Below are 25,999 nucleotides of genomic sequence, written 5' to 3' on the forward strand. Positions count from 1 at the left end.
GTGTTCTCCTTGTTGCTCAGGCCTGGGTGGCCGCGGGGGCTTCGTCGTCGAGCCAGTCGATCTTGCGCATCTTGCGCACCACGACGAATTCGTCGCGGTTCGTGCCTATGGTGCCGTAGTAGTTGAAGCCGTAGCTGAACTGGGCGTAGCCGCCGATCATGTGGGTGGGCTTGGTGACGATGCGCGTGACCGAGTTGTGGATGCCGCCGCGCGTGCCGGTGATTTCCGAACCCGGGGTGTTGATGGTCTTTTCCTGCGCGTGGTACATGAGCACCATGCCCGGCTTGACGCGCTGGCTCACGACCGCGCGTGCGGCGATGGCGCCGTTGGCGTTGAACAGCTCGATCCAATCGTTGTCGGCAATGCCGGCGCGGCGCGCGTCGTCTTCGCTGAGCCACACCACCGGCCCGCCGCGGTTGAGCGTGAGCATGTGCAGGTTGTCGCTGTAGGTGCTGTGTATGCCCCACTTCTGGTGCGGGGTGATGAAGTTCAGCGTGATTTCCGTGTGGCCGTTGGGCGTGCGGTGCATCACCTCGCCGGTGGTCTTGAGGTCCACGGGCGGGCGGTAGCTCGAAAGCCCTTCGCCAAAGGCGAGCATCCACGGATGGTCGAGGTAGAACTGCTGGCGCCCCGTGAGCGTGCGCCATGGAATCAGCTCGTGCACGTTGGTGTAGCCGGCGTTGTAGGACACCTTCTCGCTCTCCAGTCCCGACCAGGTGGGCGAGCTGATGATCTTGCGCGGCTGCGCCTGGATGTCGCGGAAGCGGATTTTCTCGTCTTCGCGGTGCAGCGCCAGGTGGGTGTGGTCGCGCCCGGTGATCTTGCCCAATGCCTCCCAGGCCTTGACGGCCACGTGGCCGTTGGTTTCGGGGGCGAGCTGCAGCACCACTTCGCAGGCGTCGATGTCGCTGTCGATCCGGGCCATGCCCTGCGTGGCGCCCGCGGTGTGCACCTTGCCATTGAGCTCGGCCAGCTGGCGCACCTCGTCCACGGTGTTCCAGGCAATGCCCTTGCCACCGTTGCCGATTTTTTCCATCAGCGGCCCCAGCGCGGTAAAACGCGCATAGGTGTTGGGGTAGTCGCGCTCGACCACGGTGATCGCGGGCGCCGTCTTGCCGGGGATCAGAGCGCATGCGCCCTTCTTCCAATCCTTCACGTCGAAGGGCTGCGCCAGTTCGGCGGGCGAGTCGTGCATCAGCGGCGTGAGCACCAGCTCTTTTTCGACGCCCAGGTGGCCGACGCAGACCTCGCTGTAGGCCTTGGCGAAGCCTTTGTAGATTTCCCAGTCGCTCTTGCTCTGCCATGCCGGGTCCACCGCCGTGGACAGCGGGTGGATGAAGGGGTGCATGTCGCTGGTGTTGAGGTCGTTCTTTTCGTACCAGGTGGCCGTGGGCAGCACGATGTCGGAATACAGACAGGTCGTGCTCATGCGAAAGTCCAGCGTCACGAGCAGGTCCAGCTTGCCTTCGGGGGCCTTGTCGTGCCACTGCACTTCGGCGGGCTTGGCGTCGTCCGCGCCCAGGGCCTTGCCCTGCACGCCGTGCGTGGTGCCCAGCAGGTGCTTGAGGAAGTATTCGTGCCCCTTGCCCGAGGAGCCCAGGATGTTGGAGCGCCACACGAACATGTTGCGCGGCCAGTTGAGCGGGTTGTCCGGGTCTTCGCAGCTCATCTTGAGACTGCCGTCCTGCAGCGCCTTGACGGCGTAGTCCTTGGGGTCCAGGCCCGCGGCCTGCGCATCCTTCACCACCTGGATCGGATTGGTCTGTAGCTGCGGGGCGCTGGGCAGCCAGCCCATGCGCTCGGCGCGCACGTTGTAGTCGATCAGGCTGCCGCCGAATTGGGATGGGTCAGCGAGCGGCGAGAGGATTTCCTCGACGCCAAGCTTTTCATAGCGCCACTGGTCGGTGTGGGCGTAGAAAAAGCTCGTGCTGTTCATCTGGCGCGGCGGGCGCACCCAGTCGAGCGCGAAGGCCAGCGCCGTCCAGCCGGTCTGCGGGCGCAGCTTTTCCTGCCCCACGTAGTGCGACCAGCCGCCGCCGCTCTGGCCTATGCAGCCGCACATCATCAGCATGTTGATGATGCCGCGGTAGTTCATGTCGCTGTGGTACCAGTGGTTCATCGCGGCGCCGATGATGACCATGGACTTGCCGCGCGTCTTGTCGGCGTTGTCGGCAAACTGGCGCGCCACCGCGATCACCTGGCCGCGCGGCACGCCGGTGATCTTCTCCTGCCAGGCGGGCGTGTAGGGGGTGTCGTCGTCGTAACCGAGCGCGGCGTTCTCGCCCGGCAGACCGCGCGCCACGCCGTAGTTGGCCACCGTGAGGTCGAACACCGTGGCCACGAGCGCGTGGCCACCCTCGCCCTGCTGCGCCAGTGCAATGCGCCGCATGGGCACCTTGCGCACGAGCACGTCACCCACGGCCGCAACCTGCTTGTTGGCCGGAAAGTGCGGCGTCTCCAGGCCGCCAAAGTACGGGAAAGCCACGTCGCCGACCTCGTAGGCGCTGCCTTCGCCTTCCATCAGGCTGAGCTTGAGCTGCACCTGGCTGCCGTGGCAGGCTTCCTTGTCTTCGAGGTTCCACTTGCCGGCGTCGTCGCGCCCTTCGGCCCCCCAGCGAAAGCCGATGGAGCCGTTGGGCAGCACGACCTGGTCGCTGTGGTCGAGCGCCACCGTTTTCCACTCGGGGTTGTTCGTCTGCCCCAGCTGGCCCGCAAAATCGCTCGCGCGCAGGTAGCGCCCGGGCACGAGCACCTTGCGCCCGTCCGCCAGGGTGCGTTCCTCGAGCTGCACCAGCTTGGGCATGTCGGTGTAGCGGCGCACGTAGTCGTCGAAATAGCTGCTGCGCCGGTCGAAGTAGAACTCCTTGAGGATCACGTGCCCCATGGCCATGGCCACGGCGGCGTCGGTGCCCTGTTTGGGGTGCAGCCAGAGGTCGCAGAGTTTGCTGATCTCGGCGTAGTCGGGCGTGATCGCAACGGTCTTCGCGCCCTTGTAGCGCACCTCGGTGAAAAAATGCGCGTCGGGCGTGCGCGTCTGCGGCACGTTCGAGCCCCAGGCGATGATGAAGGTGGAGTTGTACCAGTCGGCCGATTCGGGCACGTCGGTCTGCTCGCCCCAGACCTGCGGGCTGGCCGGCGGCAGGTCGCAGTACCAGTCGTAAAAACTCATGCACACGCCGCCGATCAGCGACAGGTAGCGCGAGCCAGCCGCGTAGCTGATCATGGACATGGCCGGAATCGGCGAGAAGCCGATCACGCGGTCAGGCCCGTATTTCTTGGCGGTGTAGACGTTGGCGCTCGCGATGAGCTGGTTGACCTCGTCCCAGCTGCTGCGCACGAAGCCGCCCAGGCCGCGCTGCTGCTGCCATTCGCGCCGCGCCTCAGGGTTTTCGACGATGCTGGCCCAGGCATCGACCGGGCTTTTCGCCACGGCCAGCGCCGCGCGCCAGTGCTTGAGCAGGCGCGCACGCACCATGGGGTACTTCACGCGGTTGGCACTGTAGAGGTACCAGCTGTAGCTGGCGCCGCGCGCGCAGCCGCGCGGCTCGTGGTTGGGCAGGTCGGGCCGGGTGCGCGGGTAGTCGGTCTGCTGCGTCTCCCAGGTGACGATGCCGCCCTTGACGTAGATATTCCATGAGCACGAGCCCGTGCAGTTCACGCCGTGCGTAGAGCGCACGATCTTGTCGTGCGCCCAGCGGTTGCGGTAGGCGTCTTCCCAGGTGCGGTCTTCGCCGGTGGTTTGGCCGTGGCCCTGGGCAAAGCCCTCGCGCGGCTGCGCAAAATAGGTCAGGCGGTCGAGAAAATGGCTCATCGAAAACTCCTTGTCCGTGGTGTCTTGTCGTGGTGTTTGGGGCCGGGCACTCAGCACGGCATTTCGGCGTTCTTGCGTGCGTAGTACCACCACGTGATCACGATGCACAGCACGTAAAACAGAGCAAAGGCCCACAGTGCGAGCTCGGGGCCGCCGGTGGCAGCGATCGAACTACCGTAGCTCTTGGGGATGAAAAAACCACCATAGGCGCCGATTGCACCGGCAAAACCCAGCGCGGCTGCGCCCTCGGTGTTGCCATCCTTGATGGCCTGGGCGCGGGCGGCTTCGTCTTTGCCGCGCACTTCGCGCAGCTTAAGGTTCAGGAAGATCGTGGGGATCATGCTGAAAGTCGAGCCGTTGCCTATGCCGCTCGTGAAAAACAGCAGCAAAAACATGAGAAAGAAGCCTGCAAAGCTACCTTCGTGTGGCCCGAAGGGCAGGGCATAACTGCTTGCGCTCTTGGGCAGGAAATACAGCACGCCGAGCACAGCCAGCGCCATGAGGGCGAAGTTCCACAGCGTCACGCGCGCGCCGCCCACCTTGTCGGCGAGCCATCCGCCCACGGGGCGGATCAACGCGCCCACCAGAGGGCCCAGCCAGGCGTAGGCAAGCGGATTGACGGCAGGGAACTGACTCTTGATGAGCAGCGGGAAGCCCGCGGCAAAGCCGATGAACGAGCCGAAGGTGCCCAGGTAGAGCACGCACATCAGCCAGTTGTGCTTGCTCCGAAAGATCGCGGCCTGCGCGGCGAAGCTGGCCTTGGCGTCGGCGATGTCGTTCATGCCGAACCAGGCGGCGAGCGAGGCCAGCGCGATCCAGGGCACCCAGATGAAGGCGGCGTTCTGCATCCACACCTGTACGGTCTGGTTGTTCTTGACGATGGTCTGCGCCTCGCCGCCGAAGATGCCGAAGATGCCGGCCGTAACCACGAGCGGGCTCAGGAACTGCACCACCGACACGCCCAGGTTGCCCAGGCCCGCGTTCACGCCCAGCGCCGAGCCTTTGCGCTCCTTGGGAAAGAAGAAGCTGATGTTGGCCATGCTGGAGCTGAAATTGCCCCCGCCCAGACCGCACAGCAGCGCAAGGATCAGCATGGTCGGGTAGCTCGTGGTGTTGTCCTGCACGGCCAGCCCTATGCCTACGGCCGGAATCAGCAGCGAGGCCGTGGAGAGCGCCGTCCAGCGCCGCCCGCCAAAAAGCGGCACCATGAACGAATAAAAAATGCGCAATGTGGCGCCGCTGAGCGCAGGCGAGGCGGCAAGCCAGAACAGCTGGTTGGTCGAATACTTGAAGCCCAGCGCCGGCAGGCTCACGGCGACCACGCTCCAGAGCTGCCAGACCGCAAAGGCCAGGAACAACGCGGGCACTGAAATCCACAGATTGATCTTGGCGATCGCCTCGCCTTCGCGTTCCCAGAAGGCCTTGTCCTCAGGCGTCCAGACCGTGAGCGTGCGGCCGGGGCGCAGATGGGTTGTGCTTGGGGTTGACATGACGAGGTCCTTTCACTTTCAGCTTGCAGATCAGAGTGCGGCGTGTGCCTTGCGACCGCCTTGCGGGCCCATGACGTCGACGCGGCGCACCTCCGTCCAATACATCCAGATCAGCGACACCCAGACCACGCCGTACATGAGCATGAAGGCGCTGGAGCGGATGCCGGTCCAGTCCAGCAGGATGCCGAACAGAATGGGCAGCACGAAGCCCCCGAGGCCGCCGGCCAGGCCGACGATGCCGCTGATGGCGCCGATGTTCTGCGGGTAGTCGTCGCTGATGTACTTGAAGACGCTGGCCTTGCCGAACGCAAAGGCCACGCCCAGCACGGCCATGAGCGCGGTGAAGGCATAGACGCCGAGGCCGATGTGGAAGGTCGTGGGGCCGTTGACGGTCACGATGGTGAAGTCCGTTTGCGGGTACGAGAGCAGGAACAGGCAGATCCAGCTCACCCACATCACCCACCAAGTGACCTGGTGCGCGCCGTACTTGTCCGACAGGATGCCGCCGATCGCGCGCAGCACGCCGCCGGGCAGCGAGAAGCAGGCCGCGAGCAGCGCCGCGATGCGGATGTCCAGGCCATATTCGCCCACGTAGTACTGCACCATCCACAGTGACAGCGCCACGTAGCCGCCGAACACGATGCTGTAGTACTGGCAGTATTTGAGGACGCGCGGGTCTTTCAGGGCCTTGAGCTGATCGCTGAAGCGGACGTTGCTGGGCACCAGGTGGGCGGGGTCCTGGTGGCTGAACAGCCAGAACAGCACCAGCGCGCCGAGCATGATGGCCGCATAGACCTTGGGCACCATGGCCCAGCCGAACGCCACGAGCAGCACCGGGGCGACGAACTTGTTCACGGCCGCGCCCGAGTTGCCCGCGCCGTACACCCCCATGGCCATGCCCTGGCGGTTTTTGGGGAACCAGCGCGCCACATAGGGTGTGCCCACCGAAAAGGCACCGCCCGCCAGCCCCACGAACAGGCCGATGACGATGAAATGCCAGAACGCGGTGGCGTAGCTCATCAGCCAGATCGCCGGCACGGTGACGGCCATGAGGACGGCCATCACGATGCGCCCGCCGTAGCGGTCCGTCCAGATGCCCAGCGGCACGCGAATGAGCGAGCCCGTGAGCACCGGGGTTGCCGTCAGCAGGCCGAACTCGGTGGCGTTGAGGTTCAGCATTTTCTTGATCGGGATGCCGATCACGCCGAACATCATCCAGACCATGAAGCACACGGTGAACGCCAGCGTGCTGACGATGAGCACCGACCAGGCCTTGCGGGAATTGTGCAAGTCATTGTCCATGTCTTCCTCCACAAATTTACATGCGTGGACTATCCGACTTTGGCCCGGCGCTGAACATCCGCCAATGGCACACTGTTGCCGCATCAGAAGAACGATGGCGGGGCGTGACCATCGTTCCAAAGAACTATTCGGCGCGCACAAACTGGGAAGCACCGCGGCAGTGCCAAGGCACGAATGCCCTGCCTACATCCCATGTACGGCACGTAGGCCGCGCGCCATGGCGCTATTGGCGCTCTTTTTTATTGCAGTTTCATGGATGCCGTCAAGCCCTGGCTGGTGGCAAAGACGGCGGCCTGCACGCGCGAACTCAGCTTGAGCTTGCGCAGAATGTGTTGCACATGGATCTTGACGGTGGTCTCGGCGATGCCCAGATCGCGCGCAATGGCCTTGTTTGCCAGGCCCGCGGCGATCAGGGCCAGGATTTCCCGCTCGCGCGGCGACAGCAACGCCAGCGCATCGCTTGGCACCTGCGCCTGCACGCCTGCGACCGCAGGGGCCTCTGCCGTGCCTGTAGCGCCTTGCGCACCTTGCCCGGATGCCTCCAGACTGCCTTCGGCTGCGCCCGCAGGCCGGCTGCGCAGGGCGGCGACCAGCTTGCCCATCATCTCGGGGCTGACCACGGATTCGCCCGCGAGCACTTTGCAGATGGAGTCGCTCAGGTCTTCGGAGTTGATGGTTTTGAGCAGGTAGCCGTCGGCGCCCGCCTGCAGCGCGGCCACGAGGTCTTCTTCGTTCTCGCTCACGGTAAGCATGAGCACGCGCGCTGCCGGCGCCACTTCCTTGAGGCCGGCAATTGCATCCACCCCGCGCACGCCGGGCAGGTGGTTGTCCAGCAGGATCATGTCGGGCGCGCACGCAGCCGCGCGGCGCTGGGCCTCGCCACTGTCGCCCGCCTCACCGACGACCGCGAAGCGCTCGTCCTGCGACAGCAGGGCGACCAGACCACGGCGAAACAGGGTGTGGTCATCGACCACCAGCAGGCGAACGGGTTGGGTCATGCGGATTCTTCCTGGCCGATTGCAAGCGCGGTGGGCGCGGTGGTGCTCGCGACCGGGTGCGGCGGCAGTATCAGCGTGACCGTGGTGCCCTGGCCCGGCGCTGCGACCACCTGGACCTCGGCACCTATGCGCGCGGCGCGCTCGCGCATGATCTGCAGGCCCACGTGCGATGTGCCGCGGCTTTGCTGCGGGTCGAACCCCGCCCCATCGTCACGCACGCGAAACTGCCAGCGCACACCCTTGTCCACCTCCAGCGTGACGTGGCTGGCGCGCGCGTGCTTGCGCACGTTGGACAGCGCCTCCTGCACTACGTGCAGCACCTGCACCTGCACGTCTGGCGGCAACGGAAGACCCTGCCCGTGCACCGCAAAGCGCGTGGCGATGCCCGCCTGGTGCTCGAATTTGCGCAGGGTTTCCTGCAGCGCACGCTCGATGTCGTCGGTGTTCGTGCGCGTGCGAAAGTGCACCAGCAGCTCGCGCACATCGCCTATGCTTTCGCGCACACCGGCGTCGAGCTCGTCGAGAATGCGCTGCACCTGCGCGGCCTGCCCTTTTTGCACGGCACTGCGCAGCAGCTGCACCTGAATCTTGAGGAAGGCCAGCGCCTGCGCGATCGAGTCGTGCAGCTCGCGTGCCAGCAGCGCGCGCTCCTCGCTCACTGCAGCTTCACGCTCCAAGGCGTCGGCGCGCAAGCCCTCGAGCGCGCTCGCAAGGTGGCTGGCCAGGGCGTCGAGCAGGGCCGTTTCTTCTGCGCTCAGCTGCACTTCGCTGCGAAAGAACAGGTCGCACTCGCCCAGCAGACGGTGCTGCAGCCGGATGGGCACGCTGACCACGCTCTCGTAGCCCGCGCGCGCGCACAGACGGACGGGGGCGACATCGTGCGCCAGGATCGGAATCACGCGCGTGCGCGCGTCGGGCTGCAGGCTGCCGCAGGCGCACACGCCGGCCAGCAGGCTGCGCTCCTGCTCGGCCAGCTCTTGCGGCAGGCAATCGGAGGCCAGCATCAGGTAGCGCTGGTTCGCCTCGTCCGACCAGCGCACGGCGGCGGCGTCGGCGCGCAGCAGCTCGCGCACCTTGCGCGCAAAACCGCGCGCAAGCTCGTCTATCGTGTCCGCATCGGCAAGCAGCGCGCTGACTTCGTACAGCGCCTCGAGCCGCGCCCGCTGGGCCTCGATGTCGCGCGTCTTGGCCTGCACCTTGGCTTCGAGCTCGCCGTAGAGCGACTGCAGGGTCTCGGTCATGCGGTTGAAGCCCGCCGCCACCTGGCCGAATTCGTCCGAACTGTCCACATCGACGCGCACGGAAAAATCCCCCGCCTGCACGCGCTGCAGCCCCTGCGCCAGGCTGGCCAGCGGATGGATCACATACAGATAGCCCGTGTAGAGAATAACCACGGCGCCCGCAACGGCCAATGCCATCATCACGAACTGGAACAGGTTGAGGATGGCCGTGAAGCGCGCGAGCTGCCGTTCGATCGAGAGCACGAAGCGGTCGATCGCGGTGACGAATTCTTCCGCAAGCGCGACGGCCTGTGCGGGAGTCGGCGCCGGCTCGGCCAGCCATTGCGCACGCTGCTGCGCCCAGCGCTTTTCCACCTGCACGAAGCTGGCCTCGACCTCGTCGTTCCAGGGCACGAACAGGGGCCGCGCGGCGTCCCCCGCACGCAGCAGGCGCAGGCTCTCGTCGAAGCGCTGCACCAGCGCCGCACGCCCGTCTGCCGCCGTCTGCAGCTGCACCGCACTGGCCAGCCGCCAGGTCTGCATGCGCATGCGCCCGGCCTCGTTCACTGCGGCCGCACCGCCGTCGAGCTTCCAAGTCGCCCACAGCGTGATCGCAATCGACACCATCGCCACCAGCAAAAAGCTCACGCCCAGGGCGAGCAGCTTGGTGGTCAGGGTGGCGGGGGAGCGCATGGCTGCAGTGTAGAGCGCGGCGTGCAAAAAGGCAGAAAGACCCGTCAAGCCCTAAAGAGGACGGTACGGCGCTCAGGCCGTGTGACGTTCTCAGGGCGTCTCCAGCCCCTGCGCGTAGGCTTCGAGCCCCAATGCCACCACGGTGGCCACTTCGGGGCCGACTTCGGCGCGGAATTCGGCTTCGGCCTGCGCCACGGCGTCGCGGAAGGCCTGCAGCCAGGCCAGCCCCGTGGGCGTGAAGTGCACGCGCCGCGCGCGCGCGTCGTGCGCGTCGGCGCTGCGCGTGACCAGGCCCCAGGCCTCGCACTGATCGACCAGCGTCGCCATGGCCTGCTTGCTCATGCCCGCGCGCTCGGCCAGGTCGGTCAGGCGGTCGCCCTGCAGACGCAGGTGGCGCGTGATGTGGATGTGCGCGGCCGACACCTGGTTGCGCGCCGCGAGGTTGGACAGCGCCAGCGGCACCTCGACGTTGCGCGCCATCAACTGCAGCACGCGCGCATCGAAGCGGCGCAGCGCATGGCCGAGCAGGCGGCCCAGGTGCGTCTGGCGCCAGGCGTCTTCGGCAGCGGTCGGCGGAGGCATTGCGCTCATGGCATTTCGTCAATCAAACTGACCAAATTATCGATGAAATTCACGCAATGCACGCATAAACTACTGTGCAAGCATCCAGTTTCCGTCACGGGCAGCACGCACCTCCGCGCTTCACCCCTCCGCCTCACCCCCGCTTTTTTCAAGGAGTTTTTCATGGACATGGCCACCAAGGGCAGCCCCCTCGCATCTTCCGCCAACAGCGAAAAAGCCAAAGCCCTGCAAGCGGCGCTCGCGCAGATCGAAAAGCAGTTCGGCAAGGGCACCATCATGCGCCTGGGCGAAGGCGAGGCGATCGAGGACATCCAGGTCGTCTCCACCGGCTCGCTAGGGCTGGACATCGCGCTCGGCGTGGGCGGCCTGCCGCGCGGGCGCGTGATCGAAATCTACGGCCCCGAAAGCTCGGGCAAGACCACGCTCACGCTGCAGGTCATCGCCGAGATGCAAAAGCAGGGCGGCACCTGCGCCTTCGTCGATGCCGAGCACGCGCTCGACGTGCAATACGCACAAAAGCTCGGCGTCAACCTGCCCGACCTGCTCATCAGCCAGCCCGACACCGGCGAGCAGGCGCTCGAAATCGTCGACAGCCTGGTGCGCTCGGGCGCGGTCGACCTGATCGTGATCGACTCGGTCGCCGCACTCACGCCCAAGGCCGAGATCGAGGGCGAAATGGGCGACGCCCTGCCCGGCCTGCAGGCGCGCCTCATGAGCCAGGCGCTGCGCAAGCTCACCGCCACGATCAAGAAGACCAACTGCATGGTCATCTTCATCAACCAGATCCGCATGAAGATCGGCGTGATGTTCGGCAGCCCCGAAACCACCACGGGCGGCAACGCGCTCAAGTTCTACGCCTCGGTGCGCCTGGACATCCGCCGCACCGGCACGATCAAGAAGGGCGAGGAAGCGATAGGCAACGAGACCAAGGTCAAGGTGGTCAAGAACAAGGTCAGCCCGCCGTTCAAGACGGCCGAGTTCGACATCCTGTTCGGCGAAGGCATCAGCCGCGAGGGCGAGATCATCGACATGGGTGTGAACGCCAAGATCATCGAAAAATCCGGCGCCTGGTACGCCTACAAGGGCGAAAAAATCGGCCAGGGCCGCGACAACGCGCGCGAGTTCCTGCGTGAAAACCCCGAGCTTGCGCACGAAATCGAAAACCTCGTGCGCGCCCAGCTCGGCATCGCACAACTGCCACCCGCCGTGGCGCCGGCCCCGGGCGGAGCGCCGGCCTGAGCCGCTTCAAAAATGAAGCATCCAATGTGGCTCTAGCGCTTATTCATAAAGCACTAGCAGCTATCTTTAGCATAGTATTTCCATGGGCTTTGCCACGCCTTCGCTCAAAGGCCGTGCGCTGCGTCTGCTGGCGCGGCGCGAATACGCGCGCGCCGAACTCGCCGCCCGGCTCGCGCCGCACCTGCAAGCCGGGGAAGACCTCGAAGCACTGCTGGGCGAGCTCGAAGCACAAGGTTTTTTGAGCGACGCGCGCGCTGCCGAATCCCTGCTGCGCCGCCGCGCACCGCGCCTGGGCACGCAGCGCGTGCTGCAGGAGCTGCGCCACAAAGGACTCGACGCGGAACTGGTGCGTGCCGCCGCCGACAGCCTGCGTGCGAGCGAATTCGCACGCGCCCAGGCCGTGTGGCAGCGGCGCTTTGGCACGCCGCCCGCCGATGCGCAAGAGCAGGCGCGGCAGATGCGCTTTCTCGCCGCGCGCGGCTTCAGCACCGAAGTGGTACGTCAGGTGCTGCGCGCCGCCGCGCAAAACGAGTAATTGGACGTGCGCATTGGGGTCAGACTCTCACGATTCCCAAAATTCCCGTTGCCGCGCGCCGCAAACCCGCTCAAAACGGCGTCACCATGTTGAAAAACCGCCCGAGCCAGCCCATGGCCTGGGCCTCGGCCTGGGCGCCGCGGCCGCGCGACTCGATGCGCACGTTTGCCACCTGGGTTGAGTTGACGACGCTGCCCGCCAGCAGGTTGCGCGGGTCCACCGTGCCCGAAAAGCGCAGCACATCGACGTTGTGGTTCACGCCGATCTGCTTTTCGCCCGTGACCACGAGGTGCCCGTTGGGCAGCACCTCGACCACCGTTGCGGTGATGGAGCCTGTGAAGGTGTTGGTGCTCTGCGTGTTGCCCTGGCCGTTGAATTTGTTTTCCGCGCCCACGTCCATGGTGGACTTGTTCGCCAGCCAATTGCTCACGAACGGAAAGGACTTGATGCCCCCCGAGATGGAGCCGCTGCGGTCTATGCCGGAGGAAGACTCCTGCTTGGCCGAGACGTTCTCCACGATCATGATGGTCACCGTATCGCCCACGAAGCGCGCGCGCCGGTCTTCGAACGCGGGCCGGTAGGTCGCGGTGCTGAACAGGCTGCCGTTCACGGGCCGCGCCGCGGCGGCCGGCGGCAGCTGCGGCTTGGTCGGCAGCACATCGACGGGTGGCGGCTCCATCAGGCTGGTACAGCCCACGAGCGCGGCCGCACCGGCGCACGCCAGCAGGCGCAGCAGCGCAGGAACAGAGATAAAAAGGCGGGCCATGGCAAAAAATCCTCGCAAAAGCGTGCGGTCTGCAGCGCAAAAACCTCAGAGCTGCCCCAGCTTGGCGAGCATCTGGTCTGCCGTCTGGATGGCCTTCGAGTTCATCTCGTAGGCGCGCTGCGTCTGGATCATGTTCACGAGCTCCTCCACCACGTTGACGTTGGAGTTCTCCAAAAAGCCCTGCTTGATCGTGCCCAGACCGTTCGTGCCGGGCGTGCCCCCTTGCGGCGTGCCCGAGGCGACCGATTCCTTGTAAAGGTTGTCGCCCACGGGCTCCAGCCCCGCCGGGTTGACGAAGTTGACCATCGCCAGCGTGCCTATGGTGGAAGGCGCGGTCGAGCCCGCAAGCACCGCCGACACCGTGCCATCGTTGGCGATGTTCACACTCGTGGCGCCTGGCGGCACGGTGATGCCGTTGGCCACGGGCAGGCCACTGGGGGTCACGAGGCGGCCTGCGCCGTCGAGCTGGAAAGACCCGGCGCGCGTATACGCCTGCGTGCCGTCGGGCATGGTCACCTGGAAAAAGCCATTGCCGTTGATGGCCACGTCCAGGCTGTTTTGCGTCTGCTGCAAGGTGCCCTGCGTGAAATTGCGGCTCGTGGCCACGGTGCGCACGCCAAGGCCCAGGTGCAGGCCCGTGGGCAGCTGGTTTTGCTCGTCCGCGTTGGCCCCGACCTGGCGCAGGTTCTGGTAGATCAGGTCAGAGAACTGGGCGCTGTTGCGCTTGTAGCCCGTGGTCGAGACGTTGGCCAGGTTGTGCGAGATCACGTCCAGCTCGGTCTGCTGGGCGGACATGCCGGTCTTGGCGATCCACAGCGAATTCATCATGGCGGTTTCCTCGGTCGGTGCGGCGCAGCGGGCCGCGTTTCATGTGGCGGATCAAGCGTTGATGTTGAGCAACTGGCTCGCGGCCTTGTCGTCGGACTGCGCCGACTGCAGCAATTGCATCTGTTGTTCAAACTGGCGCGCCGCAGTGATCATGTCCACCATGGCCTGCACCGAGTTCACGTTCGAGCCCTCGAGCGCGCCGCTTTGCAGCTTGGCGTTCGGGTCGGAGGGCAGCGGATCGCCCGAAGTGGTGCGAAAAAGCCCGTCGTCGCCGCGCTTGAGCGGATCGTCCGGCGTGGGTGTGGCGAGCTTCAGGCGCCCCACCGTGGTGGGCTGCTGCCCCGGAATGCGCGCCGTGACGGTGCCGTCGTCACCCAGCGTGACCTCGGCGCCCTGCGGCACGTCGATGGGCGTGCCCTGGCTGGACAGCATGGGCTGCCCCATGCCGTTTACGAGCTGGCCGTCGGTGGAGATTTCGAGGCGGCCTGCGCGCGTGTAGGCTTCGGTGCCGTCGAGCCCCTGCACGGCAAACCAGGCCTGGCCCACGGCCATGGCGTCGAGGTTGCGCCCGGTCTGCTGCGCCGGGCCGGGCGTATCGACATGGCCCGCCGTGGCTTCGAGCGCAAACACGCGCGTGGTCGCACCGTCGCCGCGCAGCGGCACCGCGCGAAACGCCGACATCTCGGCGCGAAAGCCGTTGGTCGAGGCGTTGGCCAGGTTGTTTGAGAGCACCGCCTGGCGCTGCGACGCGGCGCTCGCGCCCGTCATCGCGGTGTAGATGATGCGGTCCATGGCAATCCCTCGGTATCAAAAAAGGGCAGCGCCCATCACCGCAGGTTGACCAGGGTGGACATCACCTGATCTTCGGTCTTGATGGTCTGCGCATTGGCCTGGTAGTAGCGCTGCGCGGTCATCAGGTTGACGAGTTCGGCGGTGAGATCGACGTTGGAATCCTCGAGTGAGCCGGATCGCAATGCCCCCAAACTGCCCGTGCCGGGCGCACCCACGACGGGCGCACCGGACTCGAACGTCTCCACCCAATTGTTGCCACCAGTGGGGCGCAGCCCCTGCGGATTGCGGAAGTTGGCAAGCGCGAGCTGCGCCTCGGCCCGCGTCACGCCGTTCGAATAAGTGGCCATGACCATGCCGCTGTTTTCGATGTTCACGCTGGTCAGCTCGCCCGAGGCATAGCCGTCCTGGCTCAGCGTGGAGACGGCAAAGCTGCTGCCGTATTGGGTGACCTTGTCCAGGTTGATGCTGACGGGAAAAGCGGGCAAGGCATTGGGGTTGGGCGGGCTGGGATTCACGGTCAGCGACAAGAGGTGCTCGGTGCTCGGAGCAACCGGTGCCGGCGCCAGAATGGCGCCGTTGTTGTCGAAGGTGACCTGGCCGATAGGCGTCGCAACCACGGGGGGCGTTGCCGTGGCATCGTCGAGCTGGTCATAGACATCCCAGGTGTTGGCACCGTTTTTCTGGAAATACAGGTTCACCGGCTTGGCGACACCTTGGCTGTCGTACACATTGATCGATGTGCTGTAGGTGGTGCGCGGGGTCGCTGGTATGGGGGGCGTGGCTGCAGGGTCCCCGGCGGCATCAGGTGCCCGGGCATCGAGGTTGAGTCCCACCATGATCTTGCTGGTCTGCTTGGCGGCGATCGGCGCAGAGGTCGGGAACACCAGCGGCACCGGGCTCGCACCACTGACAGGCTTGCCCGTGGTCGGATCGACGGTGTAGCCCAGCACCTTCGCGTTGTTGTTGGTCACCAGGTTGCCCACTTTGTCGAGCTGGAAATTGCCCGCGCGCGTGTACGCCATGCTGCCGTCCGCTTGCTGCAGCTTGAAAAATCCGCCGCCGTCTATGGCCACGTCGAGGTTGTTGCCCGTGGTGCTGATGTTGCCGCGCGTGAACTGCTGGGCAATGTCCGCCACCTGCACCCCAATGCCCGCATCAGACCCGCCCGCCACGCCCATCGCCGAGGCCACCATGTCGGCAAATTCAGCGCGCGAGGACTTGAAGCCCGTGGTGTTCGCATTCGCGATGTTGTTGCCGATCACGTCCAGGCTTTTGCTGGCAGCGTTCAGGCCCGAAAGTCCTTGTTGGAAAGCCATGGTGTGCTCCTGAAAACAAAGTATTTGAAAATCACTGAACGGCTTTGACGGCGCTTTGCGCAACGCTGCTGCCGTCGCTCAACTGCAATTGCAGGGCGCCGTTCGACATACTCACCGCGCTCACCTGCTGCGTGGCCAGCGGCGTGGCGCTCACCGCCGTGCTGCCGTTGCTCGCCACCACCTGGAAACGCGGCGCGCTGCTGCCCTGGTAGCTGGAAGCGTCCCAGGCGAAGCCGTGGCGGCCTGCGGGCAGCGCGCCCAGGTCCACCGCGCCGATCTGCTTGCCGCTGGCGTCGAGCACCTGCACCGTGACGCTCGCGGCCGAGGCCGCGAGGTCGAAGCCTCCGGTGGCCTGGCCGCTTTTCGCATCGACGGCAAGCGTGTCGCCCTCGACCAGCACCTGGTGCCCGACCAGGCTGCTGCCCTGCACGAGCTGCTGCACGGCGAGCTGGCCCGCGAACTTGTTGACCGTGTCGTTGAGCTGCTGGATGCCGGTGACGGTGTTGATCTGCGCGATCTGCGAAGTCATCTGCGCGTTGTCCAGCGGGTTCATCGGGTCCTGGTTGTTGAGCTGCGCCACGAGCAGCTTGAGGAAGCGATCCTGCGCCGCGGCCGGGTCGGCGGCGGCGTTGGCCGCAGCGCCGGCCGCGGAGGCGCTGCTGGACGAAGTCGTCTGCCCGACGGGGCTGATGGTGGTGCTCATGGCGTTGGCTCCTGAGAAACGATGGGTCTATTGCCCCATTTGCAGGGTCTTGAGCAGCAGCGACTTGGCCGTGTTCATGACTTCGACGTTGTTCTGGTACGAGCGCGAGGCCGAGATCATGTTCACCATCTCCTCGACCGCGTTCACGTTCGCGTAGGTCACGTAGCCCTGCGCGTCGGCCATGGGGTTGTTTGGCTCGTGCACGCGCCGGCCCGGGGTGTTGTCTTCATTGACGGCGCTCACGCGCACGCCGGCGGCGCCGTCCGATCCCATGGGCGTGGTCTGGAACAGCACCTGGCGCGCCTTGTACGCCTGGCCGTCGGGGCCTGCGACGGCATCGACGTTGGCCAGGTTGCTCGCCACCACGTTGAGGCGCTGCGCCTGCGCACTGACCGCGCTGCCCGAGATGTTGAAGATCGAAAACATGGACATGGTCTTGCTCCTTTGCTGCGGCTTTCCAGGGTTACTGCCCCTGGATGGCGCTGAGCATGGTCTTGGCCTGGCCGTTGATGAAGCGCAGCGTGGCCTCGTAGCGCACGGCGTTGTCCACGAAGTTCGCGCGCTCGCGGTCCAGATCGACGCTGTTGTTGTCCAGGCTGGGCTCGGTCTGCACGGCGTAGCCGAGCTTTTCACCGACCACGCCGGAGCCCATGCCGCCGACCTGCGCCGTGGGCAGCGGGATGTGGCGCGGGTCGCTGATGCCGGCATCGGCGCTGGCGCTTGCAGGTGCCAGGCGCACGGTGGTGCCCGCACCCGCATTGCCGCTGGCCGTGCGCAACGCATCGGCAAAGTTGAAATCGCGCGCCGTGTAGCCGGGCGTGTCGGCGTTGGCGATGTTGCTGGCCAGCACGCGCTGGCGCTCGGCGCGCAGCAAGAGCGCCTGGCCTTGGAAATCCAGCGACTGGGTCATCTTGTTGAGCATCGGGGGCCTCGCGTGGTTGCGTGGGGTGGAGGTACGGAGCAGGCTGGGCTGCGGTGTGGCGTCGATTATGGGAAGCGCGGTTTTTTCCTAAAGCCCGAAAACGGGCCGAATCGGCGCGCAATTCCCGGCATGGGCGGCGGGCGCGGCGCCTACAGTAGGACGGGTGAAATGGGCTTGGTGTCCGCCTTGCACGGATGGGCGAAGGCCATGCATATTGCTCATGATTAAGGAGCTTCTCATGCAGTCTATATCTGCCTTAAATGCCGTTTTGATGCATATTTTTCGCGGCCTGCTCGTCCTGGCTTTGGGGTGCTCGGTGGCGCTCGCGCAAACCAGCGGCGCAGGCGCCGACGATGGCGCACGCCTGGGCACGCTAGGCCAGCGCTTTTTGCAGGACGCACTCGCGAGCGAACCCTCGGGCGCGCTGCCCTTGCGCATGCAGGTCGAAGTCGGCGCGCTCGATCCACGCCTGCAGCTCGCGCCCTGCACGCGCGTCGAGCCCTACCTGCCGCCGGGCAGCCGCCTGTGGGGGCGCACGCGCCTGGGGCTGCGCTGTGTGCAGGGGCGCGTCGCATGGAATGTGTTTTTGCCCGTCACGGTCAAGGCCTTCGGTCCGGCCTGGGTGCTGCGCAGCAACGTGCCGAACGGTGCGGTGCTCAGAGCCGAGGATGCCGTCGAGGCCGAGGTCGATTGGGCCGCGGAGCCGGCCGCCGTGCTCGCCAACCCCGATCTGTGGGTGGGCCAGACGGCAGCGCGCACGCTCATGGCGGGGCAGGCGCTGCGCCAGTCCATGGTGCGCCCGCCCGAGCTGTTCGGCGCCGGCGCGCAGGTCAAGGTGCTGGCACAGGGGCCAGGCTACGCGGTGACGGCCGACGGCCAGGCCTTGAGCGCAGGCGGCGCCGGCCAGACGGTGCGCGTGCGCATGGCCAATGGGCGCATCGTCTCGGGCGTGGTGAACGGCGCAGGCGCGGTGGAGCTGGCTTTGTAGCCCCACCTGGCTGCACACGCAAAAAACGCTAAAGTCTCACGCCAATCGGTCGAAAAAGTGGGCAACATGCCTTCACCCCGTGCTACAGCGCGGCACGACAGGCGGCGGAGAAGACGATGAAAATTGGTACACCCCCCGAACTCCCAGGCGTTTCAACGCAGACGGGCCCTGCCGCAAAGCAGGCCAGGAGCCCTGCTGCCGCCGCGGAAGACGCCGCCCAACGCGCCGCCAGCACCCAGGCCACGAATGCGCCCGCCGCGACGGCGAGCAGCGTCACCGTGTCGTCGCTGGCGGCACAGGCGCTCGGGGCCGGCACGCGCAGCCCGGCCGACTTCGACGCCAACAAAGTCAAAGCCGTGCGCAGCGCCATCGAAAAAGGCACGTTCAAGGTCAACGCCGAGGCCGTCGCCGACAAAATGCTGGCCAACGCCGCAGAAATCCTCAGCCACAACAGCCGCGGTGGCTGAGCCGCGGGCGCGCAAGGCTTGCACCACCGCACATGACCCTCGAAACCCTTCTCGGCCGGGTTGAACAAGACTTGCAAGAAGTGTCCGCCGCCTTGCTCGCTGCCGACGCGCCGGGGCTGGAAAAAAGCACATCGAGCTTGCGCACTGCGGTCGTGGCGTTTGCACAGGCGCTCGAAGTCTGGCGCGCGCAGCAGCGGGCGCAAAAGCAAGGGGCTGCGCAAGACGCGCTGCCCGCAGCGCTGCAACAACGCATCCGCGCCGCCAGTGCGCTGCTGGCCATGCAGCGAGAAAATCTGGCACGCCTGTCGGCGGCACACGGCCGCCAGCTTGCCGCCCTGCTGCCCCTGGCCAGCGCCGCAGAAACCACTTACGAAGCTGCAGTCAGTGGCCGCCCCGCCGGGAGCGCCGCGCGCATGTACCGCTCTGCGGGCTGACGGGCCCTCCAGAGCGAGACCCCGGTCTTGCTCAATGCTGGCGCATCTTGGAGCGCAGGCGCGCGACGGCTTGGCTGTGCAATTGGCACACGCGCGATTCGGTCACGCCGAGCACGGCGGCAATTTCCTTGAGGTTCATGTCGTGCTCGTAATACATGCCCATCACGTGCTGCTCGCGCTCGGGCAGGCTTTCGATGGCCTGCACCAGCGCCTTGCGCAGGCGCTGGTCGCGCAGGATGTGCAGCGGATCGGCGCCGCCGGCGGCCACGTGACGGTCGAGAAAGGCGTCTTCTTCCTCGCTGCCGTGGCCCATGTCCTCGAGATAGACGAGTTGCGTGCCGCGCACCTTGCCGAGCAGGCTTTGGTATTCGGGCAGTGGCATGCCCATTTCGGCGGCGATCTCGGACTCTTTGGGGCTGCGCCCCAATTTCTGCTCCAGGCGGTGCACGGCGTTTTCTATGTCCTTCTGGCTCTTGCGTGCGCTGCGTGACATCCAGTCGGACTCGCGCAGCTCGTCGAGCATGGCGCCGCGGATGCGCTGGGTGGCGAAAGTCTCGAACTGCACCCCCTGCCCCGCCTCGAAGCGTGTAAGGGCGTCCGCGAGCCCGATCATGCCCACCTGAATCAGATCGTCGAGCTCCACATTCGGGGGCAGTTTTGCGATCATGTGGTGGGCGATGCGCCGCACCAGGGGCACGTGCTGGCGCAACAAGGCATCGCGGTCGAACTGCCCTTTGGCGGTGTACATCAAGTCAATGCCTCCGAACGAAGTGCGCAGGTGCGTCTGCTGCCGCAGGAATCGGCCCGAAACTGGCCGTCTGCGCCTCGATGCTGCCCGCGTTCTCCAGCAACTGCAAAGCCAGGCGCTGAATGTCCTGGGGATTTTGCCTGTGGATGGCGCTAGTGTGCACGAGTCCGCCCAGATACTGCCGGGCGCAGCGCTGCAGATTACTCAAGGCCGCCTGCGCCTGCGCACGCTCTGCGGCATCGCCGCGCTCGAGCAGTGCAACCACCCGGCTGTTCAAGCCCGCATGCAGGGCCAGCTGTTTGGCGGCATGGTAGCCCGCCAACACCGCCTGTGCATCGCCGGACATGAGTACCAGCGGCATGCCCGCAGTCTGCGCCAGCAAAACCCCGAGCAGGTCCGCCGGCGCATACAGCACCAGCATGCCATAGGCCCTGAAATACGGCAGCAAGCCCTGCAACGCCGGCGCCTGCGCATCTTCGGCCAGGCGCAGCAGGCGCGGCAGGCCGCGCGCCGCGGGCAACACGGCCAGCGAGGCGCCGGCATGCGCCGCGCCGCCCGCGTCGACACCGTCGCGCTCGTGCCAGGGCGCCTGCTGCAGCAGGTGCAGCAACCCAGGGGTCTCTTGCGACTCGCCCGCCGTGCCGTCGAGCACCAACACCGGGCCAGCCAGCTTTTGCAGGGCGGCACAAACCTGCCACAGCGCCTCTAGGAGCCTGTCGGACTTTGGAATCGTCGGCTGCGAATGCACCGCAGCGGCCCATTTTTTACCGGCTTCTTGCCCCATAGTCCCGCTATGGGGCGGCGAATCCGGCAAAAACTGGCCTCGCCGGGGCGCATTCTCGCTTTCGACGCCCAAAGTCCGACAGACTCCTAGCGCCTGTGGTGCGGCACGTTCGGGGGCCGCCACGCCGAGCACGCGCAGCCGCGCCTGCGGCATGAAGCGGTGCAGCCCCGCACCCTGGTGGAAACAGGCCTCAAGCATCGGCGAGCGCTCCCTGCAAGGCCATGCCGTCGCCGGACGGCGTGAAAAAGAAGTTCAGCTCCGACTCGCGCGGGTCGAAGGCCGACTTCACGGGCGCGCGCATGGACAGGTTGATGAGCTTGTGCGCGTCGGCGTTTTCCCAGTCTTCGGGTACGCGCTGGCCGTTGGTCACGCCGCGCAGCACCATCTGATGGCGGATCAGCGCGTCGAGCGCGGGCCCGAGCTTCACGGCCTCATCGACCTTGGAGAGGATGGCCTGCTGCGCGCCCGTGGTCTTGAAACCCGTGAGCACGTCGTCGAGCGTGTCGCCGTGGCAGCCGGCATTGAGCACCAGCAGCCTTTGCACGCTGGGCAGGTCGAGCACGTCGAGCATGTCGCGCTTGCGCGGATCGCGCGGGGCGATGCCGGTGGTGTCGATCAGCACCATCTTCTTGCCGCCCAAGAGCCCGAGCAAGTCCTGCAGTGCCGCGCGGTCGTGCGCCAGGTGAGCGACGATGCCCAGCATGCGGCCGTAGGTGCGCAGCTGCTCGTGCGCGCCAACGCGGTAGGTGTCGAGCGTGATCAGGCCCACGCTCGCGGGGCCGTACAGGCGCGCGCACAAGGCCGCGAGCTTGGCCGTGGTGGTGGTCTTGCCCACGCCCGTCGCGCCCACGAGGGCATAGACGCCGCCTTCTTCATACAGCGCGGGCGCCTGTGCGTCGGTCTTGAGGTTGCGCTCGAGCACCTCCATGAGCCAGTGCAAGGCGTCGCCGGCCGAAAGGTCTTCGGGCAGGCGTTCGAGCACGGCGCGCGCCAGCGTGGGCGAGTAGCCGGCGCGCAGGAGCTTGAGCATGAGGTTGGACTGGATCGGGTTCTGCCGCGCCTGGCCCAGCCAGGCCAGCGTGTTGAAGCGGTCCTCGATCAGCGCCTTCATGGCTTGCAACTCGCCCAGCAACTGGCGCTGCCCCGTTTCGGCAGGCGCTGCCGCCACGGACGGCTCGGCGCGCCGGCGCGGTGCGGGTTCGGGCGGCAGGTCCATGGGGATGCTGCGCAGCGGGTTGTGCCGCGCCACGGCGGGCGCAGCTTGCGCGGCAGCTGTTGCCAGTGCGGGTTCGGCAGCACGGCCGCGTGCCGGCTGCGGCGCGGCCGCTGCGCCGCCCTGCAAGGCCTCGTGCCGCCGGCGCAGCATGCGCTCGCGCACGTAGTCCTGGAACGAGAGCGTGCTCATGGCCAGCTGCTCGGCATCTTCCTCTACCGGGTTGCGCGCGGTCTTGGGCTCGGCGTGCGCGGCCTTGCCACTCGCGCGCTGCAGGGTTTGGGCGCCGGCTGCAGCAGCACTCGCACCCGTACCCGGCCCGGGGGAGCGGCGCGGCGCAGCAGCGGCATTGTCGAGCGCCGCCAGGGCTTCTTCGCCCGTGGCAACGACTTCTACGCCCTGCTCGGTGGCGCGGTTGGAGAGGATGATGGTGCCTTCGCCGAAGGCCATGCGGGCCTTGGCCAGGGCTTCGCGTGCCGTGGGGGCCAGAAAGCGTTGGATGTTCATGCTGCGGCTCCTTGCAGGATGGGCCCGATGCGGATGGTGTGGGTTTCAGGGATTTCGCTGTGCGCCAGCACTTGCAGGCGCGGTGCGGCGCGGCGCACGAGGCGCGCCACGGCCATGCGGATATGGTCAGGCACGAGCAGACAGGCAGGCAGCCCCACGTCCTCCTGCTTTTGCGCGGCCTCGGCCGCCTTGTGCATGAGCAGGTCGGCCACGCCGGGGTCGAGCGCGGGGCCGGACGCATTGCCCAGAGCCTGCACGAGCAGGCGCTCCAGGCCGGGCTCGATCGCGATCACGGGCAGCTCGCGCGTGGGGCCGTAGATTTGCTGCACGATGGCGGGCGCCAGCGCGATGCGCACGCGCCGCGCAAGCTCCACCGGATCGCTGATGCTGCCCGCGTATTCGGCCAGCGTTTCGATGATGCTGCGGATGTCGCGGATGTGCACCGACTCCTCCAGCAACAACTGCAAGACCTTTTGGAACGTCGTGATGGAAACCATTTTGGGGACCACTTCCTCGATGAGCTTGGGTGCCAGCTTGGCCACATGCTCCACGAGCTGCTGCGTCTCGGTGCGGCTCAGGAGCTTGGCGGCGTGCACTTGCATCAAGTGTGACAAATGCGTCGCGAGCACGGTTTCCGAATCAACGACGGTAAAACCGGCCATTTGCGCCGCTTCCTTCTGGCGCTCGTCGATCCAGTGCGCGGGCAGGCCGAAGGCCGGATCGGTGGTGGGCGTGCCGATCAGCGGCGTGCTGATGCCGCCCGGGTTGATCGCCAGGTACATGCCGGGAAAGGCCTCGCCCTCGCCCACGACCACGCCGCGCAGCGTGACGCGGTAGCCGTTGGGCTTGAGCTCGAGGTTGTCACGCACGTGCACCGCGGGCGGCAAAAAGCCCACCTCCTGCGCAAACTTGCGCCGCACACCTTTGATGCGCGTGAGCAGGTCGCCCTGGCGGGTTTTGTCCACGAGGGTGATCAGCCGGTAGCCCAGCTCCAGGCCCAGCAGGTCGATAGGTTGCAGGTCGTCCCAGGTGGCTTCACCGTCGCTCACGGGGGCGGGCGGTGCGGGCTCGGCCGGCGGCGGCTCCTGCTGTTTGCGGTGCATGGCCCAGGCGGCATAGCCCAGCGCGCTGCCCATGCCCAAAAACACCAGGTTCGGCATGCCCGGGATCAAGCCCAGCAGCAGCAGGATCGCGGCCGCCACGGCAAACACGCGCGGCGAGGCGAAGAGCTGCCGCACGATCTGCTGCCCGACTTCATCCTCCTTGCCCACGCGCGAGATCACCATGGCCGCGGCCACGGAGATCAGCAGGCCTGGAATCTGCGCCACCAGCGCGTCGCCAATGGCCAGCAAAATATAGCTGTTGGCCGCCTCGGCGGCCGAAAGGTCATGCTGCAGCACGCCGACCGCGAAGCCGCCGACGATGTTGATGAGCAAAATCAGAATGCCGGCCACCGCGTCGCCGCGCACGAACTTCGAAGCGCCGTCCATGGCGCCGAAGAAGTTGGCCTCCTCGGCCACTTCGGCGCGGCGGCGCTTGGCTTCTTTTTCGTCGATCAGGCCGGCGTTGAGGTCGGCATCCACGGCCATCTGCTTGCCCGGCATGGCGTCGAGCGTGAAGCGCGCCGACACTTCGGCGATGCGCTCCGCGCCCTTGGTCACGACGATGAAGTTGATCACCACCAGAATCGCAAACACGATCAGGCCCACGGCGAAATTGCCGCCGATCAGGAAGTGCCCGAAGGCCTCGATCACCGCGCCCGCCGCCCCAGGGCCGGTATGCCCCTGCAGCAGCACCACGCGCGTCGAGGCCACGTTGAGCGACAGGCGCATCAACGTGGTCAGCAGCAGCACCGAGGGAAAAGACGCAAAGTCCAGCGGCCGCACCATGTAGGCCGCGGCCATCATCACCATCAGGGCGACGGCGATGTTGAACGTGAAGAAGGTGTCGAGCAGCCAGGCCGGGATGGGCAGCACCATCAGACCCAGGATCGCCACCACGAGCAGCGGCGCCATCAGGCCCTGCAGCAACGCGCCGTTGCCACCCAGCCACTGCTGCAGCGATTGCTGCCAGGATTTCACTACGGCGTTCATGCGCTGTCTCCCACGGTGTGCGCACGCTGCAGCGGATCGAGCTCGGGCGGCACCTCGGGCGGCACGAGCGCCTCAGGCATCCGGCCTTCGCCGCGCAGCGCTGCCCTGAGGCGATAGACGTAGGCCAGCACCTGCGCCACGGCGGTGTAGAGCACGGGCGGAATGCCCTGCTCGAGCTCGGCATGCGCGTACAGCGCCCGTGCGAGCATCGGCGCCTGCAGCACCGGAATGCCGTGGCTCGTGGCGAGGTCGCGGATGCGCATCGCGATCAGGTCGGTGCCGCGCGCGACCACCTGCGGCGCGGCCATGGTGGCCTCGTCGTAGCGCAGCGCCACAGCGTAGTGCGTGGGGTTCATGAGCACGAAGTCGGCCTTGGGCACGGCCGCCACGCTGGCGCGGTCGGCCATCTCGCGCTGGCGCTGGCGGATGCGGCCCTTGATCTGCGGGTTGCCGTCGGATTCCTTGTGCTCCTGCTTGACTTCCTCGTGCGACATGCGGCGCTGCGCCTTGAAGAAGTACGCCTGCAGCGGCACGTCTATGGCCGCGGCCAGAAACACCACGAGCAAGAGCAGGCCCATGCCCTCGGTAAGCCACTGCCCCACCTGGCCCAGCGCTGCCGGCGCGGGCAATAGCACGAGCTGCGCCACGCGGCCCAGGCTGCCCGCGAGGTGCTTCCAGGCCACGAAGGTCAAAATCGCGCTCAGCAGCAGCATCTTCGCGACCTGCGCGAATTGCTGCTTGGTGAACAGGTTGCCCACGCCCGTCAAGGGATTGAGGCGGTTGAACTGCGGCATGATCGGCTTGAAGCTGAACACCCAGCCGCCCGCGCCGATCGCGCTGAGCAGCGCCGCCCCGCCGGTGAGCGCGGCAAACAGGGCGCTCGCCAGCAGCCCGATCCAGGCCATGTCCTGCAGCCGTGCGAACATGCTCGCGGGCGCAAGCACCGTGGCCGCATTGAACACGAGCTGGCGTTCGATGGCGCGCTGCAAATGGTCTGTCAGCGCGGGCGCGCCGACGAGCAAAACCACCGCGCCCGTGCCCAAAATGGCCAGATGCGCCAAATCGCGCGAGCGTGCCGCCTGGCCATCCTCGCGCGCCTTTTGCAGCTTGCGCTCGGAGGCCGGCAGATTTCTTTCTTGGCTGGATTCCATGGTGGCGACAGAAGAACCGACGTGGTTGCGTGACGTCGGTCATTGTCCTGGGCCACCTGAAAATCTAAAGCCCGATAAGCGGGCGCTCTGGCGCCTTTTTCTTTGCCGCCGCGCCCGCCCCTGCGCCAACGAAAAAGCCCGCAGAACGAAACGTTGCTGCGGGCCTCGAGGGCACAAAAATGCCAAAAAATTGGTGGCGCTTCACGGATTCGAACCGCGGACCTGTGGATTATGATTCCATCGCTCTAACCGACTGAGCTAAAGCGCCGAAGCCCGCAATTATAGCCAAATTTGTACGTCTGCAATCGCGGCAGGGTGCGATTCAAACTGATGTGCCCATCAAGCCGCATAAAGGTAAGTGGTAGCCCAGTAGCTGGCCCACTCGCTGTTTGCGCGGTTGACGCGAAGGGCAAGCAT

23 protein-coding genes and 1 tRNA gene are annotated in these 25,999 nt (G+C 66.3%); 5 read left to right on the forward strand and 19 right to left on the reverse strand.

Features of this window, described 5'->3' with window-relative positions; translation table 11 throughout:
• Positions 1-16: 16 nt before the first annotated feature.
• From PYV55_RS12055 to PYV55_RS12080, 6 genes are all read right to left on the reverse strand, one after another.
• Entirely contained in the window at positions 17-3,811 is a 3,795-nt protein-coding gene (locus PYV55_RS12055) for a nitrate reductase subunit alpha (protein ID WP_275851499.1), read from the reverse strand.
• Between the two features lie 50 nt (positions 3,812-3,861).
• Positions 3,862-5,301: a NarK family nitrate/nitrite MFS transporter gene (locus PYV55_RS12060; RefSeq protein WP_275851501.1), complete on the reverse strand. Its 1,440-nt coding sequence runs from the start codon at positions 5,299-5,301 to the stop codon at positions 3,862-3,864.
• A 30-nt stretch (positions 5,302-5,331) separates the two neighbouring features.
• A complete protein-coding gene (locus PYV55_RS12065; RefSeq protein WP_275851503.1) occupies positions 5,332-6,603 on the reverse strand; it encodes an MFS transporter in 1,272 nt (423 codons plus the stop codon).
• 239 nt (positions 6,604-6,842) lie between these two features.
• A complete protein-coding gene (locus PYV55_RS12070) occupies positions 6,843-7,601 on the reverse strand; it encodes a response regulator (RefSeq protein ID WP_275851505.1) in 759 nt (252 codons plus the stop codon).
• Entirely contained in the window at positions 7,598-9,514 is a 1,917-nt protein-coding gene (locus PYV55_RS12075; protein WP_275851507.1) for a type IV pili methyl-accepting chemotaxis transducer N-terminal domain-containing protein, read from the reverse strand. Before PYV55_RS12075 ends, PYV55_RS12070 begins: the two co-directional genes overlap by 4 nt.
• A gap of 90 nt (positions 9,515-9,604) precedes the next feature.
• Positions 9,605-10,105, reverse strand: a complete 501-nt coding sequence (locus tag PYV55_RS12080) for a MarR family winged helix-turn-helix transcriptional regulator (RefSeq protein WP_275851510.1) — start codon at positions 10,103-10,105, stop codon at positions 9,605-9,607.
• 153 nt (positions 10,106-10,258) lie between these two features.
• Here PYV55_RS12080 and recA point away from each other — a divergent pair, with 153 nt between their 5' ends.
• Positions 10,259-11,335: a recombinase RecA gene (recA, locus tag PYV55_RS12085; RefSeq protein ID WP_275851513.1), complete on the forward strand. Its 1,077-nt coding sequence runs from the start codon at positions 10,259-10,261 to the stop codon at positions 11,333-11,335.
• 82 nt (positions 11,336-11,417) lie between these two features.
• Complete coding sequence (recX, locus tag PYV55_RS12090; RefSeq protein ID WP_275851516.1) at positions 11,418-11,870, forward strand: recombination regulator RecX; 453 nt, start codon at positions 11,418-11,420, stop codon at positions 11,868-11,870.
• A 70-nt stretch (positions 11,871-11,940) separates the two neighbouring features.
• Here the strand turns inward: recX and PYV55_RS12095 are convergent, their stop codons facing one another.
• The 7 genes from PYV55_RS12095 to flgB are packed head-to-tail and all read right to left on the reverse strand — an operon-like array spanning position 11,941 to position 17,197.
• Positions 11,941-12,636, reverse strand: coding sequence for a flagellar basal body L-ring protein FlgH (locus PYV55_RS12095; protein ID WP_275851517.1), 696 nt, complete (start codon positions 12,634-12,636; stop codon positions 11,941-11,943).
• A 45-nt stretch (positions 12,637-12,681) separates the two neighbouring features.
• Positions 12,682-13,464 carry a flagellar basal-body rod protein FlgG gene (gene flgG, locus PYV55_RS12100; protein ID WP_275851519.1) on the reverse strand — a complete coding sequence of 261 codons (783 nt, stop codon included), beginning with the start codon at positions 13,462-13,464 and terminating at the stop codon, positions 12,682-12,684.
• 51 nt (positions 13,465-13,515) lie between these two features.
• Positions 13,516-14,256: a flagellar basal-body rod protein FlgF gene (flgF, locus tag PYV55_RS12105; protein ID WP_275851522.1), complete on the reverse strand. Its 741-nt coding sequence runs from the start codon at positions 14,254-14,256 to the stop codon at positions 13,516-13,518.
• A gap of 35 nt (positions 14,257-14,291) precedes the next feature.
• The gene (flgE, locus tag PYV55_RS12110; RefSeq protein WP_275851525.1) at positions 14,292-15,572 is read right to left on the reverse strand and encodes a flagellar hook protein FlgE; all 1,281 of its coding nucleotides are present in this window, start codon (positions 15,570-15,572) and stop codon (positions 14,292-14,294) included.
• A gap of 31 nt (positions 15,573-15,603) precedes the next feature.
• Positions 15,604-16,275, reverse strand: a complete 672-nt coding sequence (locus PYV55_RS12115) for a flagellar hook assembly protein FlgD (protein ID WP_275851527.1) — start codon at positions 16,273-16,275, stop codon at positions 15,604-15,606.
• A 27-nt stretch (positions 16,276-16,302) separates the two neighbouring features.
• Positions 16,303-16,707: a flagellar basal body rod protein FlgC gene (gene flgC, locus PYV55_RS12120; protein WP_275851531.1), complete on the reverse strand. Its 405-nt coding sequence runs from the start codon at positions 16,705-16,707 to the stop codon at positions 16,303-16,305.
• A 31-nt stretch (positions 16,708-16,738) separates the two neighbouring features.
• Positions 16,739-17,197, reverse strand: a complete 459-nt coding sequence (gene flgB, locus PYV55_RS12125) for a flagellar basal body rod protein FlgB (protein WP_275851533.1) — start codon at positions 17,195-17,197, stop codon at positions 16,739-16,741.
• A gap of 238 nt (positions 17,198-17,435) precedes the next feature.
• On the opposite strand from flgB, the gene flgA reads away from it, so the two are divergent.
• From flgA to PYV55_RS12140, 3 genes are all read left to right on the forward strand, one after another.
• A complete protein-coding gene (gene flgA, locus PYV55_RS12130) occupies positions 17,436-18,185 on the forward strand; it encodes a flagellar basal body P-ring formation chaperone FlgA (RefSeq protein ID WP_275851535.1) in 750 nt (249 codons plus the stop codon).
• 116 nt (positions 18,186-18,301) lie between these two features.
• The gene (gene flgM / locus PYV55_RS12135; protein ID WP_275851537.1) at positions 18,302-18,652 is read left to right on the forward strand and encodes a flagellar biosynthesis anti-sigma factor FlgM; all 351 of its coding nucleotides are present in this window, start codon (positions 18,302-18,304) and stop codon (positions 18,650-18,652) included.
• 32 nt (positions 18,653-18,684) lie between these two features.
• A complete protein-coding gene (locus PYV55_RS12140; RefSeq protein WP_275851539.1) occupies positions 18,685-19,086 on the forward strand; it encodes a hypothetical protein in 402 nt (133 codons plus the stop codon).
• Positions 19,087-19,117: 31 nt separating this feature from the next.
• On the opposite strand, the gene PYV55_RS12145 is transcribed toward PYV55_RS12140, so the two are convergent.
• The 6 genes from PYV55_RS12145 to PYV55_RS12170 all read right to left on the reverse strand — a co-directional run bounded on the left by PYV55_RS12145 (position 19,118) and on the right by PYV55_RS12170 (position 25,850).
• Positions 19,118-19,834, reverse strand: coding sequence for an RNA polymerase sigma factor FliA (locus tag PYV55_RS12145; protein WP_275851564.1), 717 nt, complete (start codon positions 19,832-19,834; stop codon positions 19,118-19,120).
• Between the two features lie 4 nt (positions 19,835-19,838).
• On the reverse strand, positions 19,839-20,816 hold the full coding sequence (locus tag PYV55_RS12150; RefSeq protein WP_275851542.1) for a hypothetical protein: 978 nt from the start codon (positions 20,814-20,816) through the stop codon (positions 19,839-19,841).
• Positions 20,809-22,338, reverse strand: a complete 1,530-nt coding sequence (gene flhF / locus PYV55_RS12155; protein ID WP_275851544.1) for a flagellar biosynthesis GTPase FlhF — start codon at positions 22,336-22,338, stop codon at positions 20,809-20,811. The genes PYV55_RS12150 and flhF overlap by 8 nt, the downstream gene beginning before the upstream one ends.
• Positions 22,335-24,431 carry a flagellar biosynthesis protein FlhA gene (flhA, locus tag PYV55_RS12160; protein ID WP_275851546.1) on the reverse strand — a complete coding sequence of 699 codons (2,097 nt, stop codon included), beginning with the start codon at positions 24,429-24,431 and terminating at the stop codon, positions 22,335-22,337. The genes flhF and flhA overlap by 4 nt, the downstream gene beginning before the upstream one ends.
• Positions 24,428-25,582: an EscU/YscU/HrcU family type III secretion system export apparatus switch protein gene (locus PYV55_RS12165; protein WP_275851548.1), complete on the reverse strand. Its 1,155-nt coding sequence runs from the start codon at positions 25,580-25,582 to the stop codon at positions 24,428-24,430. The genes flhA and PYV55_RS12165 overlap by 4 nt, the downstream gene beginning before the upstream one ends.
• A gap of 191 nt (positions 25,583-25,773) precedes the next feature.
• Positions 25,774-25,850 (reverse strand) — tRNA-Met (locus PYV55_RS12170).
• Positions 25,851-25,999: the final 149 nt, after the last annotated feature.

The sequence above is a fragment of the Extensimonas soli genome (genome assembly GCF_029211265.1).
GTDB lineage: Bacteria > Pseudomonadota > Gammaproteobacteria > Burkholderiales > Burkholderiaceae_C > Extensimonas > Extensimonas soli.

Bases quoted from the DNA above. Each gene is read 5' to 3' on its own strand.
- PYV55_RS12140 (WP_275851539.1), top strand. From the start codon at position 18,685: ATGACCCTCGAAACCCTTCTCGGCCGGGTTGAACAAGACTTGCAAGAA.
- PYV55_RS12115 (WP_275851527.1), bottom strand. From the start codon at position 16,275: ATGAGCACCACCATCAGCCCCGTCGGGCAGACGACTTCGTCCAGCAGC.
- PYV55_RS12060 (WP_275851501.1), bottom strand. From the start codon at position 5,301: ATGTCAACCCCAAGCACAACCCATCTGCGCCCCGGCCGCACGCTCACG.
- flgF (WP_275851522.1), bottom strand. From the start codon at position 14,256: ATGGACCGCATCATCTACACCGCGATGACGGGCGCGAGCGCCGCGTCG.
- recA (WP_275851513.1), top strand. From the start codon at position 10,259: ATGGACATGGCCACCAAGGGCAGCCCCCTCGCATCTTCCGCCAACAGC.
- PYV55_RS12070 (WP_275851505.1), bottom strand. From the start codon at position 7,601: ATGACCCAACCCGTTCGCCTGCTGGTGGTCGATGACCACACCCTGTTT.
- recX (WP_275851516.1), top strand. From the start codon at position 11,418: ATGGGCTTTGCCACGCCTTCGCTCAAAGGCCGTGCGCTGCGTCTGCTG.
- PYV55_RS12145 (WP_275851564.1), bottom strand. From the start codon at position 19,834: ATGTACACCGCCAAAGGGCAGTTCGACCGCGATGCCTTGTTGCGCCAG.
- flgG (WP_275851519.1), bottom strand. From the start codon at position 13,464: ATGATGAATTCGCTGTGGATCGCCAAGACCGGCATGTCCGCCCAGCAG.
- flgM (WP_275851537.1), top strand. From the start codon at position 18,302: ATGAAAATTGGTACACCCCCCGAACTCCCAGGCGTTTCAACGCAGACG.
- PYV55_RS12150 (WP_275851542.1), bottom strand. From the start codon at position 20,816: ATGCTTGAGGCCTGTTTCCACCAGGGTGCGGGGCTGCACCGCTTCATG.
- flgB (WP_275851533.1), bottom strand. From the start codon at position 17,197: ATGCTCAACAAGATGACCCAGTCGCTGGATTTCCAAGGCCAGGCGCTC.
- flgC (WP_275851531.1), bottom strand. From the start codon at position 16,707: ATGTCCATGTTTTCGATCTTCAACATCTCGGGCAGCGCGGTCAGTGCG.
- PYV55_RS12055 (WP_275851499.1), bottom strand. From the start codon at position 3,811: ATGAGCCATTTTCTCGACCGCCTGACCTATTTTGCGCAGCCGCGCGAG.
- PYV55_RS12075 (WP_275851507.1), bottom strand. From the start codon at position 9,514: ATGCGCTCCCCCGCCACCCTGACCACCAAGCTGCTCGCCCTGGGCGTG.
- flhF (WP_275851544.1), bottom strand. From the start codon at position 22,338: ATGAACATCCAACGCTTTCTGGCCCCCACGGCACGCGAAGCCCTGGCC.
- PYV55_RS12095 (WP_275851517.1), bottom strand. From the start codon at position 12,636: ATGGCCCGCCTTTTTATCTCTGTTCCTGCGCTGCTGCGCCTGCTGGCG.
- flgA (WP_275851535.1), top strand. From the start codon at position 17,436: ATGCAGTCTATATCTGCCTTAAATGCCGTTTTGATGCATATTTTTCGC.
- PYV55_RS12080 (WP_275851510.1), bottom strand. From the start codon at position 10,105: ATGAGCGCAATGCCTCCGCCGACCGCTGCCGAAGACGCCTGGCGCCAG.
- PYV55_RS12065 (WP_275851503.1), bottom strand. From the start codon at position 6,603: ATGGACAATGACTTGCACAATTCCCGCAAGGCCTGGTCGGTGCTCATC.
- flhA (WP_275851546.1), bottom strand. From the start codon at position 24,431: ATGAACGCCGTAGTGAAATCCTGGCAGCAATCGCTGCAGCAGTGGCTG.
- flgE (WP_275851525.1), bottom strand. From the start codon at position 15,572: ATGGCTTTCCAACAAGGACTTTCGGGCCTGAACGCTGCCAGCAAAAGC.
- PYV55_RS12165 (WP_275851548.1), bottom strand. From the start codon at position 25,582: ATGGAATCCAGCCAAGAAAGAAATCTGCCGGCCTCCGAGCGCAAGCTG.